General features: G+C 74.2%; 12 protein-coding genes. 6 read left to right on the top strand and 6 right to left on the bottom strand.

Features of this window, described 5'->3' with window-relative positions:
- The first annotated feature begins 63 nt into the window (after positions 1 to 63).
- Positions 64 to 456, top strand: a complete 393-nt coding sequence (locus tag MTF69_RS08265; RefSeq protein WP_243332092.1) for a hypothetical protein — start codon at positions 64 to 66, stop codon at positions 454 to 456.
- On the opposite strand, the gene MTF69_RS08260 is transcribed toward MTF69_RS08265, so the two are convergent.
- The 4 genes from MTF69_RS08260 to MTF69_RS08245 all read right to left on the bottom strand — a co-directional run bounded on the left by MTF69_RS08260 (position 410) and on the right by MTF69_RS08245 (position 5,456).
- Positions 410 to 1,348 carry a serine protease gene (locus tag MTF69_RS08260; RefSeq protein ID WP_243332090.1) on the bottom strand — a complete coding sequence of 313 codons (939 nt, stop codon included), beginning with the start codon at positions 1,346 to 1,348 and terminating at the stop codon, positions 410 to 412. The two genes, MTF69_RS08265 and MTF69_RS08260, sit on opposite strands and share 47 nt — an antisense overlap.
- Positions 1,349 to 1,389: 41 nt before the next feature.
- Positions 1,390 to 2,964 carry an FAD-binding oxidoreductase gene (locus MTF69_RS08255; protein ID WP_243332088.1) on the bottom strand — a complete coding sequence of 525 codons (1,575 nt, stop codon included), beginning with the start codon at positions 2,962 to 2,964 and terminating at the stop codon, positions 1,390 to 1,392.
- Positions 2,965 to 3,164: 200 nt separating this feature from the next.
- Positions 3,165 to 3,821, bottom strand: a complete 657-nt coding sequence (locus tag MTF69_RS08250; RefSeq protein WP_243332086.1) for a class I SAM-dependent methyltransferase — start codon at positions 3,819 to 3,821, stop codon at positions 3,165 to 3,167.
- 33 nt (positions 3,822 to 3,854) lie between these two features.
- On the bottom strand, positions 3,855 to 5,456 hold the full coding sequence (locus tag MTF69_RS08245) for an IucA/IucC family protein (protein WP_243332084.1): 1,602 nt from the start codon (positions 5,454 to 5,456) through the stop codon (positions 3,855 to 3,857).
- Positions 5,457 to 5,493: 37 nt separating this feature from the next.
- Here MTF69_RS08245 and MTF69_RS08240 point away from each other — a divergent pair, with 37 nt between their 5' ends.
- The 3 genes from MTF69_RS08240 to MTF69_RS08230 all read left to right on the top strand — a co-directional run bounded on the left by MTF69_RS08240 (position 5,494) and on the right by MTF69_RS08230 (position 9,913).
- Positions 5,494 to 7,233 (top strand): IucA/IucC family protein, encoded by a 1,740-nt coding sequence (locus MTF69_RS08240; protein WP_243332082.1) that lies wholly within the window; start codon positions 5,494 to 5,496, stop codon positions 7,231 to 7,233.
- 125 nt (positions 7,234 to 7,358) lie between these two features.
- Complete coding sequence (locus tag MTF69_RS08235) at positions 7,359 to 8,222, top strand: winged helix-turn-helix domain-containing protein (protein ID WP_243332080.1); 864 nt, start codon at positions 7,359 to 7,361, stop codon at positions 8,220 to 8,222.
- A gap of 113 nt (positions 8,223 to 8,335) precedes the next feature.
- Positions 8,336 to 9,913, top strand: a complete 1,578-nt coding sequence (locus MTF69_RS08230; RefSeq protein WP_243332078.1) for a M12 family metallo-peptidase — start codon at positions 8,336 to 8,338, stop codon at positions 9,911 to 9,913.
- Positions 9,914 to 9,938: 25 nt separating this feature from the next.
- Here the strand turns inward: MTF69_RS08230 and MTF69_RS08225 are convergent, their stop codons facing one another.
- Positions 9,939 to 10,784: a GntR family transcriptional regulator gene (locus MTF69_RS08225; RefSeq protein ID WP_243332076.1), complete on the bottom strand. Its 846-nt coding sequence runs from the start codon at positions 10,782 to 10,784 to the stop codon at positions 9,939 to 9,941.
- Between the two features lie 267 nt (positions 10,785 to 11,051).
- On the opposite strand from MTF69_RS08225, the gene MTF69_RS08220 reads away from it, so the two are divergent.
- Positions 11,052 to 12,647 (top strand): beta-N-acetylhexosaminidase, encoded by a 1,596-nt coding sequence (locus MTF69_RS08220; protein WP_243332633.1) that lies wholly within the window; start codon positions 11,052 to 11,054, stop codon positions 12,645 to 12,647.
- Positions 12,644 to 14,122, top strand: coding sequence for a cellulose binding domain-containing protein (locus MTF69_RS08215; protein WP_243332074.1), 1,479 nt, complete (start codon positions 12,644 to 12,646; stop codon positions 14,120 to 14,122). Before MTF69_RS08220 ends, MTF69_RS08215 begins: the two co-directional genes overlap by 4 nt.
- A gap of 36 nt (positions 14,123 to 14,158) precedes the next feature.
- Here MTF69_RS08215 and MTF69_RS08210 read toward each other — a convergent pair whose 3' ends face one another.
- Positions 14,159 to 15,721: a S8 family peptidase gene (locus MTF69_RS08210; protein ID WP_243332071.1), complete on the bottom strand. Its 1,563-nt coding sequence runs from the start codon at positions 15,719 to 15,721 to the stop codon at positions 14,159 to 14,161.
- Positions 15,722 to 15,786: the final 65 nt, after the last annotated feature.

The raw sequence follows: 15,786 nt of genomic DNA, 5'->3' as shown, positions 1-15,786 counted from the left end.
CCGTCTGTCCCCGTGACCGCGGCGGCCTTCGTTCCCCGGGCGGGTTCCGCTCGTTGAGCGGGTATGGAGCTCCCGACGATCGCGGCGCCCGGCGTCGGTGAACAGGCCGACGCCGTGGCCGATGCCGCCTGCCACCTCTACGACACCCTCGCGCCCTGGGGGCGGACCGCCCCCGGAGGGTGGAGCCGGGGCGCCGCCGAGGACGCCGCCGAGGCCATCGAGACGGCCGCGCACGCCCTCGCGTACGCCCATCCGCGCGCCGAGGTCATCCTCGCGCCCGTGCACACCGCCCTCGCGGACCTGCGCCGGCAGCTTGGCCTCGCGCCCGCCGAACCGCTGACCGCGGAAGGCCTGCCGGCGACCCCGCGCACGGTGAGCAACCCGCGCCGCACCCGATGGGTGCGGGTGCTCACGCCACCCGCGCCCCGGCGAGAGCCTTCTCGTACAACTTCCTGATGTCGGCGCCGAAGTAGGAGCTGTAGGAGGTGTCGGCGGTGTCCCCGCCCGTCTTCCAGCCGCCGATCACCCCGACCACGTCGCCGGTCTCGGTCCGCTCGTCGAAGCCGGTCAGGAACGGGCCGCCGCTGGTGCCCCCCGGATAGCCGGTGCAGTCGATCCGCAGGAACGAGCCGGGGATCCCCGGATCGGTACTGGTGAACTTGGCCGTCCGGTTCACGCACAGCCGGGGCCGGGCGGCGGAGGCCGGATAGCCGATCAGCGAGACCTTCTTGTGCGCGTACGTGGCGCCGGTGACCAGGCGGTTGCCGCCCACCACGTCCTCCACGGGGAAGCCGTCGGCGTCCGGGCCGACCTGGGCGAAGGCCACGTCGAGGGCGGCGCCCTTGTCCGCGCCGAGCTGCCGGTAGCGCGGGTCGATCCACACCTTGGAGCGGCCGGCCGCGTTCCGCAGGACCGGGAACATCCCGTACGGCTGGGGGTTCTGGGCCGTGTACTGCGGTACGAAGGCCACCTGCCGGGCGTCCGTCCCGAGCAGGCAGTGCGCCGCACTGAGCACCAGATCGCGGCCGGGGGAGGCGACCACGCTCGCGGTGCAGAAGTACGCGCCGCCGCCCTTCATGACGAACATCCGGCCGACGACCGGGATGCCGTCGAAGTCCCGGCCGGTGCCGTCCACCGCCGCCGGGGCGCCGCCGCGGCTGATCGGGACCGCGGACGCCATCCGGTCGGGAGTCCAGAACGACTCCGCCTCCCGGGCCGACCACCGGTCGGCGGCCGGGGCCTGAGCCGGGGCCTGAGCCGGGGCGGTGCCGGCCTCGGCCTCGGGCAGGGGCCCGCCGGGCAGCAGCAGGGCGGCCGTGGCCGCCGCCACCGTCAACGTACGTCGCATGTCCGTCTCCTTCTTCGGGGATGGGAGGGAGGGCGAGGGGGCTATAGGGCCTGGGGGAAGCGGAACAGCCGGTCCGGGTCGTAGCGGCGCCGGACCTCTTCGAGGCGGGCCAGGTTCGGGCCGTAGTAGGCCTCGCGCCAGCCGGTCAGCTTCGGATCGGCGTAGTTCTGGTACGCGGCTCCGCCCGCCCAGGGCCGCAGGTCCTGCCAGAGCCCGTCGAGCCAGCCCTGGTGGCGGCCGATGTCGGCCGCCGGAGCCGGGCCGGGCCAGTAGACGAGGTACTGGGCGAGGAACCCGGCCGAGCGGTGCGCGAAGGCGGTGGCCCGCGCCGGGATCCGGTTGAGGGCTCCGCCGCAGACCCCGTCGAACTGCACCACGCCGACCCCGCCGCGCGGCACGCTCGCGGCGTAGCGCCGCAGGGCGGCCAGTACCGCGAGGAAGGCCGGCTCGGTCAGCCCGTCCGGGGCCCAGAAGTCGGACCGGGCGGCGTAGGAGTCGCGGCCGAGCCGCCCCGAGGGATCGTGTCCCGGCAGGCTGCCCGGCAGCCGGCACGCGCCGGGGCTCCGGTCCGGGCAGCCCGCCATCGCCCGGACGGTGTCCCCGTAGCCGCGTACGACGGTCCAGCTCTCCCGGGGCGGGCCGCCCACCAGGTCGGCCAGCCGGGTCAGTTGCCGCTCCAGCTCCGCGAGCCCGCCGTCCAGGCAGAGCACCCGCAGGGCCGGGGCGCCGGCCGGGCCGCCGTCGACGGTGAATTCCACCTGGCTCCAGAACGGATCGGGCAGCGCCCGGAGCCAGCGCTGCCAGCCGCGCAGGACGGCGGGGGAGCCGGCGGCGGACCAGCGCAGTTCCGCGAAGGCGCAGTCGGAGACCGGGTGGGTGCGGAAGCGGAACCCGGTGACCACCCCGAAGTTGCCGCCCCCGCCCCCGCGCAGGGCCCAGAAGAGGTCGGGCTCGCGGTCGGCGCCGACTTCGCGGACCGTCCCGTCGGGGGTCACGACCGTCACCCCGGTGAGGCGGTCGGAGGTGGTGCCCCAGGAGCGGGAGGAGAGGCCCAGCCCGCCGCCGAGGGTGAGGCCGGCGATGCCGACGGAGGGGCACAGCCCCGTCGGGACGGCCAGGCCCCGCGCGGCGAGGACGGAATTCACCTCCCCGAGCCGGGCGCCCGCGCCGATCCGGACCCCGGTCCCGGGTCCGGTCCCGGGTCCGGACTCTGCGGCCACCTCCGCCATGGCGCTGGTGTCGATGACGAGTCCGGCCTCACGGGTGGACCAGCCCGCGTAGCCGTGGCCGCCGCCGCGCGGCACCACGGGGACGGCAGAGCGCCGGGCGAAGTCGAGACAGGCGGCCACGTCCCCCGGGTGCGCGGGGTAGGCCACCGCGCCCGGCCGGACCGTGTCGTAGCGGGGCTGGAAGAGCTGCCTGGCCTCGTCGTAGTCCCGGTCGCCCGCCGTGACTACCCGGCCGTCGAGGGCCCGGGCCAGCGCCCCGTAGTCCGGGTCCGCGCGGCGGGCGGTCGTACGGGTCGTCGTACGGGGTGTCGTGCGGGCCGTCGCGCCGATCGAGGCGAGGACGCCCGTGGCGGCTCCCGCGAGGACCTGGCGGCGGTGGAGGGTCATCCCTCCTTCCTGCCACCGCCCGGCCCGTTCGGGGCGAAGGCGGGCCCACGGGGGCGGGCTTGCCCCCCGAACGGCCCATGCCGGGGCGGCCGCGGGTGGCTTCTAGCCAGTCCCCCCGACCGGGCCCCTGCCGGGGTTCGCCCGGGGTCGGCCCGGGGTTGATCCCGGGGGCTCCGGGCCAGCCCCGGGTCAGCTCGGGGTCAGCCCGCCCGGCGGGCCAGCAGGAAGCCCTGCGGGGACTTCTCCGTGGCGTCCGGCTCCCGGACCAGGCGGGCCGTCTCGGTGAGGCCCGCCCCGGCCAGCAGCTCGCTGATCAGCTCGGGAGGGGTCCAGTACACGTCGAGGTCGACCGGATGCCCGTACGCGTGTTCCAGCCGGAGTTGCCGGTCGCCCGCCTTGAACGCGATCAGCAGGTACCCGCCCGGGGCCAGCACCCGGGCGAACTCGGCGAACAGCGCGGGCAGCCCGGAGGGCGGGGTGTGGACGGTGGAGTACCAGGCCAGCGCCCCGCCGAGGACCCCGTCCGCGATGTCCAGTGCGGCCATCGAGCCGACCTCGAACCGCAGCCCCGGGTACGTCCGTCGGGCCACCGCCACCATCGCGGGGGACAGGTCGACGCCGAAGGCCCGTACGCCCAGGCCGTCGAGGTGCGCCGTCACCCGGCCCGGTCCGCAGCCCAGGTCCGCGACCGCCCGGCCGGCGCCGGGCCCGTCCCCGCGCACGCACTCCGCGAAGGCGGCCAGCATGGCCCGGTCCAGCGGTTTGCCCTCCAGCTCTCCGGTCAGCAGCGCGGCGTAGTCGGCGGCGACGGCGTCGTAGGACGACCGGACGGAGTTCAAGCGCGAAGTCGATGCCATGCCCCCGGACAGTAGCCCGCCGGAGCCCCGAACTCAGCCCCCGGTCAGCGGATTGTCCAGCTCGGCCCACTGATCGCCCGGCACGCCCGGGCTCAGCCGCATCAGGGTCAGCGCCTTGGTGGGCAGCGGCGCGGTCAGCAGCGCCCGGGTATCGGCGGTGGACGGCAGGCCGGGCGCGGCCGCCGCCAGGTCCGCCGCGAGCGCGGGGGCCGAACCGGCCGTGGAGCCGAGCGCCCCCGCCACCAGCGATCCGAAGAGCTTGCGGCGCAGCAGGGTCACGTCGTCGGTGATCAGCCGCCCCGACAGCGGTGGCGCCGCCAGCCCGTGGCGGGCCAGACGGGCCGGGCTGATCCGGATGTCGGCGAGGTCGCGGTACACGAGCCGCAGCGGGGAGCCGTCGGCGGACAGCACGACCAGCAGGTTCTGGCCGTGGGCCTCCAGGGCCACCCCGAGATCCAGGACCCGCAGGCACACCGACAGCGCGAGGCGGGCGAAACCGGCCCGCCACGTGCCGGAGCGCGCGTACGGGGTCAGCGCCAGGGCGGCCACGGGCAGGACGCGCTCGCCCGCGCCCCGGTCCGCGTACGCCTCGGGCGGCTCGCGGAGCACGGCGGCCAGGTCCGGGGTGCCGGCGGTGACGGCGCCCAGGGTGCGGGTGATGTGCAGGCGGCCGTCGAGCCGTTCGGACAGGCTCTGGGCGAAGGCGGAGACCGCGGCGGCGGTCTCGATGGAGTAGACGGAGATGTCCCGCACGGAGGAGGTGAGGCGGGTGCTGAGCGCGGTCTTGACGTGCGGTCCGCCGTCGGCGGGGGACAGGGTGCGCAGGGCCATCAACGGGTGCGCGACGGGCCCGGGCCGCAGCTCGTGCCCGTGCCCGTGCACGTTCTCCTTCCCCTGCCCTTCCCCCTGTTTCACCACGTGTTCGGCCTGCCAGGGGTGGACCGGTACGAGGATCCGGCCGGCCTCCCGCCACCGGTCCGGCCACTCCCCGGTGACCCGGCACTCCGCGTCCCGTACGACGGCCAGCCCGAGGGTGACCAGCGGCCGGTGCTCGGGTCCGTACGCGAGCTGCTCGGCCACCGTGAAACCGGGGCGGGAGCGGCAGTTGGGGTGGTACGGATGGCCGTCCACCACCCGCTGCTCCCACTCCCAGGCGGCGAGGTCCCCGGCGCCCGGGCCGGCCGGCTGGCCGGCCCGGGACAGTGCGAGGGAGGCCGTGCTCTCGTCGAGCTCGGCGGCGAACTCCTCCCCGTACGGCAGCCCGAGCGCCGCCACCAGCGGGGCGGCACACCGGTAGGGACGGCCGTCGAGCAGCAGCTCGGTCACGGGGGGTGCGCTCGCGCGGGCCGCGGAGAACGTCGTCGCGTACGGATCCGGGACGGGGCCTTCCAGCCGGGAGCCCGAGGCGAGCCGGAGCGCGAGCGATCCGGAACCCCGCTCCCGGTGGGTGATCCACGGCAGCGGTTCGAAGGCGAACGCCCGCCACAGCCGGGTCAGTACGGCGCCGCGCGCGCCGGGGAGCGCGGCGGCGTACGCGGCCCGGAGGCCGGTCCGTGGGCCGGCGGGGCCGGTTTCGGACAGTCCGGCGAGTTCGGCGGCGACGGCCTCTTCGGCCGCGGTGGCGGGGAGGTGCATGCTGGGATCCAGGGCCCCGGTCCTCTCGGATGACGTGATGATCACTTCATCATCGCGGATACTGAAGATCACGGCCGGTGGCACGCCCCCGCGCACCTCCGGCGCTCTGGACGTACCGAAGGAATCCGTGGACCTCAACGCCACCGACAACGCCGTCGCCGACACCTATGCGGCCACCCCGCTCCTGAACTGCCTCCTGCGGGAGGCAGCCGAGCCGGTTCCGCCGGCCGGGTCCAGCGGGTCCACCGGGTCAGGGGGTTCCGCGGGTTCTGAGGGTTCCTCGGGTTCCGCGGGTTCTGAGGGGAGCGGCTGGTGCGCGTACCGGCTGTCGGGCAGTGGGCGGTTGCTGCGGGTGCGTGCGGGGCGCAGGCCCGAGCGGCCCGAGCTGGGGACCGAGGCCGGCTGGCATCCGCTTACCCATACCGAGCTGGTCAAACTCGTCTCCGACGAACTGCGCCAGTACACCGGGGTGTCCAACGACGAGCTCCCGGTCGAGATCGCCGACAGCCGCGAGACCATCGCCGCGCTGCTGGCGGCCCGCGCGGCCACGCCGCCGCCTGCGGACGCGTACGTCCGCTCCGAACAGTCCCTGATCATGGGGCACCCCCACCATCCGGCCCCCAAGGCCCGGGGCGGCGGGCCGGCCAACGGCTGGCTGCCGTACGCCCCCGAGGCGTACGCCCGTTTCCCGCTGGCCTTCCTGGGGGTGCGCGAGGACCAGGTGGCCGAGGAGGGCGGGCCGGCCGCGGCCGCCGCGGTCGATTCGCTCGCGGAGGCGCTGGGCGGGCCGCGCGCGCCGGCCGGCTACCGGCTGCTGCCTGCCCACCCCTGGCAGCTCGACCTGGTCGCGGGCAGGCCCGCCGTCCGCGAGGCGCTCGCGGACGGGAGGCTGCTGTCGCTGGGAACCGGGCGGGTGCCGGTCTGGCCGACCGCCTCGATCCGGACCCTGTACGTTCCCGGCGACGGCAGGGGGAGCAGCAGCGCGGGCGCGGCCGGGGATCTGTTCGTGAAGTTCAGCCTCGACGTGCGGATCACCAACGACGTGCGCCGGCTGTGGCGGCACGACCTGCTGAAGCTGCGCCGCACGGACGCGGCGGTCGAGGCGGGCTTCGCGGAGTTGCGCCGGTCCGGGTCGGGCGCGGCGTGGCTGCCCGACCGGGGGTACCGGACGGCCGCCTTCGCCTTCGAGGAGCTCGCCGTACTGGTCCGCGACGGCCTGGCGGCGCACGCGGAGCCCGGGCTCACGCCCTTGCTGGCAGCCGCGTTGGCGGAGGGGTACCCGGGCAGCCCGCTGGCGGGAACGGCCGAGCCGGCCGGGTGGTGGCGGGCGTACCTGCGCCAGGTGGTGCCGCCCGTGCTGCACCTCTTCGCCCGGCACGGAGTGGTCCTGGAAGCGCACCTCCAGAACACCCTGGTCGCCGTCGACGCCCAGGGCGTGCCCGCGCAGGCCCTCTTCCGGGACGCGGAGGGCGTCAAGCTCCTCCCGGACCTGGATCGGGAGGCTGCCTGGCAGCGCCTCGTCTACTGCCTGGTGGTCAACCACCTGACCGAGGTGGCGGGCGCGCTCGCGGAGAGCCATCCGGAGGCGGCCGGGGACCTGTGGCCCGCCGCCCGCGCGGAGTTCCGGCGCTTCGGCGCCGAGTACGGCCTGCCCGAGATCGCCGGCCTGCTGGCCGCACCGAGCCTCCCGGCCAAGACCAACCTGCTGCTGCGCTGGACCCGCGCCGACGGTGCGGACGCCCGCTACCTGCCGCTTCCCAACCCGCTGCGGCCCTGAGGGAGCGTGCGGTTCCGGCCAATCAGGGTCCGGATACCGGATCCCCCCTCACTGACAGGTATAGACCAATGCTACGTTGGTCGAGCAGACCGCGCAGTCCTTGACCTCCCGTCAGAGGAGAAGCCATGCCCTCCCCTTCGCGGGGCGGCGGCCCGGCCGCCATGCCCAAGTACCAGCGGATCGCCGCAGCGTTGCGGCGCGAGATCGACCTCACCGCACTGACTCCCGGCGCCCGGCTCCCCTCCGAGCGCAGCCTCGCCGCCCGCTACGAGGTCAACCGGCAGACCATCCGGGCCGCCCTCCAGCACCTGAGGGAGGACGGCCTCGTCGTCACCGGCCGGCGCGGCACCCGGCCGGCCTTCCCGGTGCCGGAGCACCGGCCCCCGGCGGCGTTCCAGGCCGGCCATCCGGCCCAGGCCCCGAATCCGGCCCCGAATCCGGCTCTGGTCCCGCCGCCGCCCGCTCCGGCGGCCGTGGCCGCCCCCGCCCCGGCGGCCACGCCGACGCCGACGCCCGCGGGGGCCCCCGCCCAGGCGTGGCTCACCCTCGTCACCCTGGCTCCGGCGCTCGCCGAGCAGCTCGGCATGCGCGGCGGGGAGCAGACCCTGGTCCACCACCATCGCGAAAGCGGCCCGACGGGCCAGACCCGGCGGCACGCGGTGACGTACCTCTGCCCCCGCACCGTCGTGCGGACCCCGGAACTCTCCCGCTACAGGGACCGCCTGGTGGCGGGCGTCCGGGACGAGGACCTGGGTCCCCTGCACCACTGGCTGGAGGGGGCCGCGCGGGCCGGCCGGGTCGCCGAGACCATCACCATGACCCGGACCAACTCGCCGCAGGCCGCCACCCCCGCCGGCGGGCTCTCCGTACGCCGCACCCTGCACGACGCCTCCGGGCGGCTGCTCGCCGTCACCGATCTCGCGTTCCCCACCTGGGACCGGCTGACCTTCGACCGGTCCCCGGCCGCCATCGGCTTCCGGGTGACGTAGCGGAGTAGTACCGGGCCCGTCAGGGTGAGCCGGGGCGGGGTGGCCGGGTGACGCGGTCACGGGAGCGGGTGTCGGCGTGGACCGGCCCGGTGTGGACGTGCGTTCGTACGCGCATGATCATCTCCCGTCTCGGCCTGGCCACCGGGCTGCTCGTCGCCCTCTCCGCCACCGCCTTCGGCCTGCCGCCGGCCCTGGCCGCCGCGCCCGCGCACCCGGCGGCCGAGCCCCCGCCGCCCGGCCACGTCCTGCGCAGCCGCACCATCGACCTCGACCTGGCCGACTACCGCTGGCTGTGCACGGACCAGCCGTTCGGGACCCCGCGCAGACACACCTTCAGGCCGTTCTCCGACACCTCCATCGAGGTGGTGGAGTCCGGCGTCGAGCGGGACCCGGCGGGGGGCGCCGTCAAATGGAGCGGTGAGGTCGTCAAGGTCGACGGGCACCCGGTCGGGTCCGGGGTGCACCGCCGGGTGGTGCTGTCGACCACCGGAGTCTGCGACCCCGGGGCCGCACCGGACACCGTCGGCGTGGACGCCCTCTTCGACCTGGGCGAGAGGGCCTACCGCATCGCGCAGCCCCGCAACGAACCGGGCCGGCTGCTGATCACCGAGGAGGACCCCGGCCTCCACGTCAAGCCCCCGCAGGACGACGCGGACCCGCAGTACGAGAACCCCGACCCCGCGGTCATCGCGGAGGCACGCAGGCAGTTGATGACCCGCGCAGCCTCCGCCGAGCCGGTCGTCATCGACATGGTCGTCGGCTACACCCCGCGCGCCGAATGGGGCATGGGCGGGGAGGAGGCGATGCTCGCGCGGATCGCCTTCGCCGAGACGAGCATCAACCACGCCTTCGCCGACAGCAACATCAAGGCGAGCGTGGACATCGTGGCCACCTACAAGGCGAACTACTACGCCCCGGCGGACCAGGAGACCGCGCCGGTCGTCCACGGCCTGCTCTCCAACCCGAGGGAGCCGCGCCTGGGCGCCCCGGCCGCCGCGCTGCGCGAGCAGCACGGCGCGGACCTGGTCTCCCTGATGATCGAGGTCCCGAACGGAACGAGCAGCGGGCAGGGCAACCTCCCGCAGCCACCGAGCGAGAAGACCGACGACCAGGCGTACTCGGTCGTCGACTACCGGACCGTGGCGCTCTGGTACAACTTCGGCCACGAGGTGGGACACAACCTCGGGCTGTGGCACGACCGGACCACCCTGGACGAGCAGGCGGGCGGCGCCGACTACCGCCCGTACCTGACGACCCCCTACAGCACCGGCTACGTCACGCCCGACCGGCGCTACCACACGCTGATGGCGTACTCCTCTGCCTGCGGCGGGCCCTGCACGGCCGTCAACCAGTACTCGAACACCGAGAACACCTGGGACGGCCAGCCGCTCGGCGACGCCTACAACAACAACGCGGCCGTCGCCCGGATCACCACCCCGCTCATCGCCGGCTACCGCGCCCCCGCCGAACTCCGGCAGCGCTACGCCTTGACCCTCGGCGAGGGCCTGCGCCCCGACACCTGGGGCCCGTACCGGCCGGGGACCTCGATCAAGGTGACCGCCACCCCGCCGCGCGGGTACCGGATCGCCGCGTGGGAGCTGGACGGGCAGCGCTACGCGATCACCGCGACCCAGGTCAACGTCACGATGGACCGGGCCCACGACCTCAAGGCGGTCTTCGTCCGCAGCTGACGGCCGACGGAGTCGTGCGGGACCGTCACGTGCTCGTGTGGACGTCCCCGGTGGTGGTGGAGGTGATGACCGCCCGGCGGCCGAGGTCGCCCGGCGGGATCCCCGGGTGGTGGCCGCCCGGCCGCCCGGAGCGCGGGGACACTCCGAGGGCCAGGCGCGAGACGATCCGGTAGCGGTCGCCCCGGTACACGGAGTGCACGTACTCCACGGGCCGGCCGGTGGAGTCGGTGGTGAGCCGCTCGATGAGCAGGGCGGGGGAGAGCAGCGGGACGTCCAGCAGGCCCGCCTCCCCCTCGTTCACCACCGTCGGCTCGATGGACTGCTGCGCCTCGTGCACGTACACGCCGTGGTGGTCGCGCAGATGCTCGTAGAGGTCCCCGGCCTCCAGCTCCGCCGGGGTCAGGGCCGGGACCAGATCGGCCGGGATGTGCAGGTGCTCGATGGCCATCGGAGCGCCGTCCACCAGTCGCAGCCGGGCGATGTAGAGCAGGCTCGCACCGGGGGAGACGCGCAGCCGGCGGCCGATCCGGGCGCCCGCCTGGATGGTGGAGTGCTCCAGGATCCGGCTGGACCAGTGACCGGCCGCCTGCCGCATCGCGAAGGCCGCCTCGTCGGCGGCGAGTTCCTGGGTGATCTTCGCGGGGGCGACGAACATCCCGCGCCCGTGCTCGCGCACGAGCAGCCCCGTGGACACGAGCTCGTCCACCGCCGCGCGCAGGGTGGGACGGGAGACCTCCAGGGTGGCGCACAGGGTGCGTTCGGAGGGGATCGCGTCGCCGGGCCGCCGGATGTCGATGAGCCCCAGCAGGTGCTCGCGGACCCGTTCGCGCTTGAGTACGGATCCTGACGGGTCGGTTGCGTCCTTCGTCATGGCCCGCCCCCATTTCTCTCTGCTCACCTGTCCAACTGGTCATGTGCATCTAACCACTCGGGGTGGGGAGGGCGCGAGGAGTCCGTCGAAATCATTCGGGCCGTACGGGGTTGACGGCGCACTCGGGCCGTGTCACCTTCTAGCCACTCAGCTAACCAATTGGTCAGTTGGTCAACTCCGATCCTCCTCGGGTGAGTTGACGGAGCTGCCAGGTGAGGAATCTCCGAGACCGTGACCCAAGCCGTGACCGACGCCGTGACCGAAGCCGTGACCGACGCCTTGGCCGCTGCGGCCGCCGCTTCCCTCCGCCCCGACCTCGCGCTCGTCCCGCGGCCCGATTCGGTCATCGCCCTGCCCGGCCGCTTCACCGTGGACCACCGCACCGGGCTGCGCGCCGGACCCGGCGCCGAGGCGGCGGCCGGCCTGCTGCGCGAACTGCTCACCCCCGCCACCGGGTTGCCGCTGGCCCCGGACCCCGACGGGCGGATCGCCTTCCTCCTGACCGGGGACACGGCCCCCGGGGAGGATCCGCTCGGCCCCGAGGGGTACGTCCTCACCATTCGCCCCGACTCCGTCCTGCTGCGCGCCGCCCGCCCCGAGGGGCTGCTCCACGGGGTGCAGACCCTGCGCCAGCTGCTGCCGCCCGAGGCGCTGGCCGCCGGGGGCGCGCAGCCCCGTAGGCCCGCCGCCGGCCGGTGGATGCTGCCCTGCGTACGGATCACCGACCGGCCGCGGTTCGCCTGGCGCGGAGCCCTGCTGGACGTGGCCCGCCACTTCCAGCCCGTGGCCTACGTACGCCGCTTCGTGGACCTGCTCGCGCTGCACAAGCTCAACGTCCTGCACCTCCACCTCACCGACGACCAGGGCTGGCGGATGCCGGTCGCGGCCTACCCCCGGCTCACCGAGATCGGCGGCCGGCGCGCCGAGAGCGCGGGTGACGGAATCCCGCACGAGGGTGCCTACACCCGCGCGGAGCTGGCCGGGCTCGTCGCCTACGCCGCCCGGCGCGGGGTGAGCGTCGTACCCGAGATCGAGATGCCCGGCCACGCCCGCGCCGCCCTCGCCGCCTACCCCGAACTCGGCAACCGGCCCGGCGTCCGGCTGGACACGTGGACCCGCTGGGGGGTCTGCGAGAACGTCTTCGGGGTCCACGACGCCGTGCTCGACTTCTGCCGTGGCGTGCTGGACGAGGTCGCGGACCTGTTCCCCGGGCCCTACGTCCACCTCGGCGGCGACGAATGCCCCCGCGCGGAATGGGAAAGCTCCCCGGCCGCCCGCGCCCGGGTCGCCACCGAAGGGCTGGCCGGCCCCGGCGCCCTCCACGGCTGGTTCCTCGGCGAGGCCGCGAAGCACCTGGCCAGCCTAGGCCGCCGCCCGCTCGGCTGGACCGGGACCGGCACGGAACTCCCCGCCCCCTTCACGGCCCTGGCCTGGCTCGACGCGGAGCACGGGCGGGCCGCCGCCCTGCGCGGCCACGACGTGATCATGACCCCCTACCGCTCCACCTACCTCGACTACCCGCAGTCCGCCGACCCCGGCGAACCGCGCGGCCAGGACGGCGGCGTGCTCGACCTGCGCGGCGTCTACGACAACGACCCCGCCCCCGCGCACTGGGAACCCGAGGCCGCGCGCCGGGTGCTCGGCACCCAGGCGCAGCTGTGGACCGAGTACGCGCGCACCCCGGCCGAGCTCGAATACCTGGCCTTCCCCCGGCTGTGCGCCCTGGCCGACACCGCCTGGTCGGCGCACCGCGACTGGCCGGACTTCCTGCGCCGCCAACGCCACCACCAGACCCGGCTCGCCGCCCTCGGCGTGCGCGGCCGATCCCTTCCCTCCCCCCACCCCGAGAGGAACGCAGCATGAGCACCCCGACCCGTGCCCCGCACCACACCCCGCGCCACACCCCCGTCCGCAAGCGCCGTACGGCCCTGGCCCTGGCCGTCGCCCTGACCGCCGGTGTCGGCTCGGCCGCCCTGACGGCCCTGCCCGCGACCGCCGCGGCCGACTCCGTCAAGGTCCAGTACCGCACCAGTGCGACCGGGGCCACCGCCGACCAGGCGGAGCCCTGGTTCAAGGTGGTCAACAACGGCTCCGGCACCGTTTCCCTGAGCCAGGTCAGCTTCCGCTACTACTTCAAGGCGGACGGCCCCAGCACCCAGTACCGGTACGCCTGTTCCTGGGCCGTCAAGGGCTGCGCCAACATCACCGGTACCTTCCACACCATGGCCACCCCGACGGCCACCGCCGACCGCTACCTGGAGATCGCCTTCACCTCAGGCGCCGGCAGCCTCGCCCCGGGCGCCGACACCGGCGACATGCAGCTGCGCTTCCACCGCGCCGACTGGCAGACGCTGCGCCAGTCCGACGACTACTCCTTCGACGCCTCCCGCACGGCGTACGGCGACTGGGACAAGGTGACCGCCAAGCTGGGGACCGGCACGGTCTGGGGCACCGCGCCCGGAGGCAACGTCCCCGACCCGACGCCGACGCCGACGGACCCCACCCCCACCCCGACCGACCCGGGACCGGCCGGAGCCACCCTCTTCGACGACTTCAACTACGCCTCGCACACCGACCCGGCCATCGCCGCGCACGGCTGGAGCGTGCGCTCCAACGCGGGCGGCCCCGGCGTCCCGGGTGCCACCTGGGCCCCCGAGAACGTCACCTTCGGGCTGGAGGCGGGCAACTCCATCATGAACCTGGAGACCTCCACCGCCGGCACCGGTGCGAGCACCGAGCACACCGAGATCCTCACCAAGACCATGAAGTTCAAGAACGGCACGTACGCCGCCCGCGTCAAGTTCAGCGACGCCCCGAGGTCAGGCCCCGACGGCGACCGCCTCGTACAGACCTTCTTCCCCATCAACGACCTCAAGGCCCCGATGGCCGACGACTACTCGGAGTACGACTTCGAGTACCTCCCCAACGGCGGCTGGGGCGAGCCGGCCAACATCCTGTACACGACGTCCTGGGAGACGTACCAGGCCGACCCGTTGGTGGCCGTCAACCAGCACACCGAGTCGAGGCAGAGCTACGCCGGCTGGCACGACCTGGTGCTGACCATCGACAACTCCACGATCAAGTACTACATCGACGGGCAGCTCTTCGGCACGCACGATGCCACGTACCTGCCCGAGCGCGGAATGTCGATCAACTTCAACCAGTGGCTGATCGACCTCAACGGCCAGACCAGCACCACCCCGCGCTCGTACGACCAGAGTGTCGACTACGTCCTGCACGTCAAGGACCAGGTCCTCACCCCGGCCCAGGTCGCGGCCAAGGTCGGCGGCTTCCGCACCGCGGGCACGGCCTTCGTGGACAACGTCCCCAACGGCTGATCCGGCCGCCGCCCTGTGCTTGCGAACCGCGCCCCTTCAGAACCGCAGCGCCCACCAGTCCAGGTACCCGGTGGTCCCGGCGAAGGCGTCGAACACGCGCAGTCTCCACACCCCGGCCGCCGTCTCCGAGGAAGCGTCGACCGTGTACAGCCCGACGAGGTCGCTCTCGCCCCAGTCGGTGTACTCGTCCTTGACCGGGTACACCGACCCGTCGGGTGCGATCAGATCGATCCGCAGGGTCCCGGAGTCCGGGTGCTTGACGGACACCTCCACCTCGAGCTTGGAGGGGGCGCGGCCCTCGACCTCGCTGACCGTGATCGGTGACCTGATGGTCTTCAGGTCACCGACCGCGTAGTTCCTGGTGTTGGAGAAGCGTTTGGCGACCACCCGGTTCGGCGCGCTGCCCATGTAGAGGGCGCGGTCCGGGGAGCCGGAACCGCGGTCGAGCACCGCCCCGGTGGTGGCCTTGGCCTTCAGGTAGCTCGCCACCTGCGCCGGAGTGGCGGTGCGGTTGAGGGACAGGTAGACCGCCGCCGCGCCCGCGACGTGCGGGGAGGCCATGGAGGTCCCCGACATCTGGGTGCTCCACTCGTCGTCCCAGGACACCGCCGAGGTGATGGAGTCGCCGGGGGCGAACAGGTCCACCAGCGAACCGAAGTTGGAGTAGGTGGAGCGCGCGTCGCGGGCGCTCACCGCCCCGACCGTCAGCGCCTGGGAAACCCGGGCCGGCGAGTGTCCCGAGGCGTCCTTGTCCTGGTTGCCCGCGGCCACCGTGTAGGTGATGCCGGAGGCGATGGACGCCCGCACGGCCGCGTCCAGGACGCTGTCCGGGTCACCGCCCAGGCTCATGTTCGCCACGGCCGGTTTCACCGCGTGGCGGGTCACCCAGTCGATGCCGGCGACCACCTGCGCGGTCGTGCCCTCACCGTTCCAGTCGAGGACCCGGACGGCCACCACCTTCGCCCGCTTGGCCACCCCGAAGGTGGTGCCCGCGAGCGTCCCGGCCACGTGCGTTCCGTGCCCGTGCATGTCCTCGGCCACGGAATCCTTGTCGATCGCGTCGTAGCCGTACCGGGCACGCCCGCCGAAGTCCTTGTGGCTGATGTTGATCCCGGTGTCGATGACGTACGCGGTCACGCCCACACCGGCCGAAGTGGGGTACGTGTAGGCGTTGTTCAGCGGCCGTCTGCGCTGGTCCAGCCGGTCCAGGCCCCAGGACGGCGGGGTCGGCTGGGTGGTGTCGAGGCGCAGCTTCCGGTCCTGCGCGACCGTGGTCACGGCCGGATCGGCCGCGAGCCGCCGGGCCTGGCGCTCCGTCATCCGGACGGAGAACCCGTTGACCGCCGAGTCGTACGTCCGGTCGACCGTGCCGCCGAACCGTTCGACCACGGCCCGGCCCCGGTCCGTACGGGAACCCGCGCGCGCCGGGTCCAGCAGGACGAGGTAGCTGTCGCCGACGGCTCCGGGAGCTCCGGCGTACAGGACCACCCCCTCCGGCGGGGCCGCGGCCGAGGCCCCGGTGTCCACCCCGAGCGCGAGCGCCGAGGCGAGTGCGAGCACGGCTCCGTACCGCCGCAATAAGTGCGAGCGCATGATCATTGAATCGGACCCCCCTGAGTCGTCCGCTCAGAGTGCTGCCTTCACAAGCTCCGCACAAGAGCCCC

The sequence above is a fragment of the Streptomyces sp. AP-93 genome, assembly GCF_022808175.1.
Classification (GTDB): domain Bacteria; phylum Actinomycetota; class Actinomycetes; order Streptomycetales; family Streptomycetaceae; genus Streptomyces.
The sequence above is the reverse complement of the archived record's forward strand: the minus strand, read 5'-3'. Positions and strand labels throughout refer to the sequence as shown.

Excerpts from the sequence above, each read along its gene's own strand:
- MTF69_RS08210 (WP_243332071.1), bottom strand. The coding sequence starts at position 15,721 with ATGATCATGCGCTCGCACTTATTGCGGCGGTACGGAGCCGTGCTCGCA.
- MTF69_RS08250 (WP_243332086.1), bottom strand. The coding sequence starts at position 3,821 with ATGGCATCGACTTCGCGCTTGAACTCCGTCCGGTCGTCCTACGACGCC.
- MTF69_RS08245 (WP_243332084.1), bottom strand. The coding sequence starts at position 5,456 with ATGCACCTCCCCGCCACCGCGGCCGAAGAGGCCGTCGCCGCCGAACTC.
- MTF69_RS08215 (WP_243332074.1), top strand. The coding sequence starts at position 12,644 with ATGAGCACCCCGACCCGTGCCCCGCACCACACCCCGCGCCACACCCCC.
- MTF69_RS08235 (WP_243332080.1), top strand. The coding sequence starts at position 7,359 with ATGCCCTCCCCTTCGCGGGGCGGCGGCCCGGCCGCCATGCCCAAGTAC.
- MTF69_RS08240 (WP_243332082.1), top strand. The coding sequence starts at position 5,494 with ATGATCACTTCATCATCGCGGATACTGAAGATCACGGCCGGTGGCACG.
- MTF69_RS08260 (WP_243332090.1), bottom strand. The coding sequence starts at position 1,348 with ATGCGACGTACGTTGACGGTGGCGGCGGCCACGGCCGCCCTGCTGCTG.
- MTF69_RS08225 (WP_243332076.1), bottom strand. The coding sequence starts at position 10,784 with ATGACGAAGGACGCAACCGACCCGTCAGGATCCGTACTCAAGCGCGAA.
- MTF69_RS08230 (WP_243332078.1), top strand. The coding sequence starts at position 8,336 with ATGATCATCTCCCGTCTCGGCCTGGCCACCGGGCTGCTCGTCGCCCTC.
- MTF69_RS08255 (WP_243332088.1), bottom strand. The coding sequence starts at position 2,964 with ATGACCCTCCACCGCCGCCAGGTCCTCGCGGGAGCCGCCACGGGCGTC.
- MTF69_RS08265 (WP_243332092.1), top strand. The coding sequence starts at position 64 with ATGGAGCTCCCGACGATCGCGGCGCCCGGCGTCGGTGAACAGGCCGAC.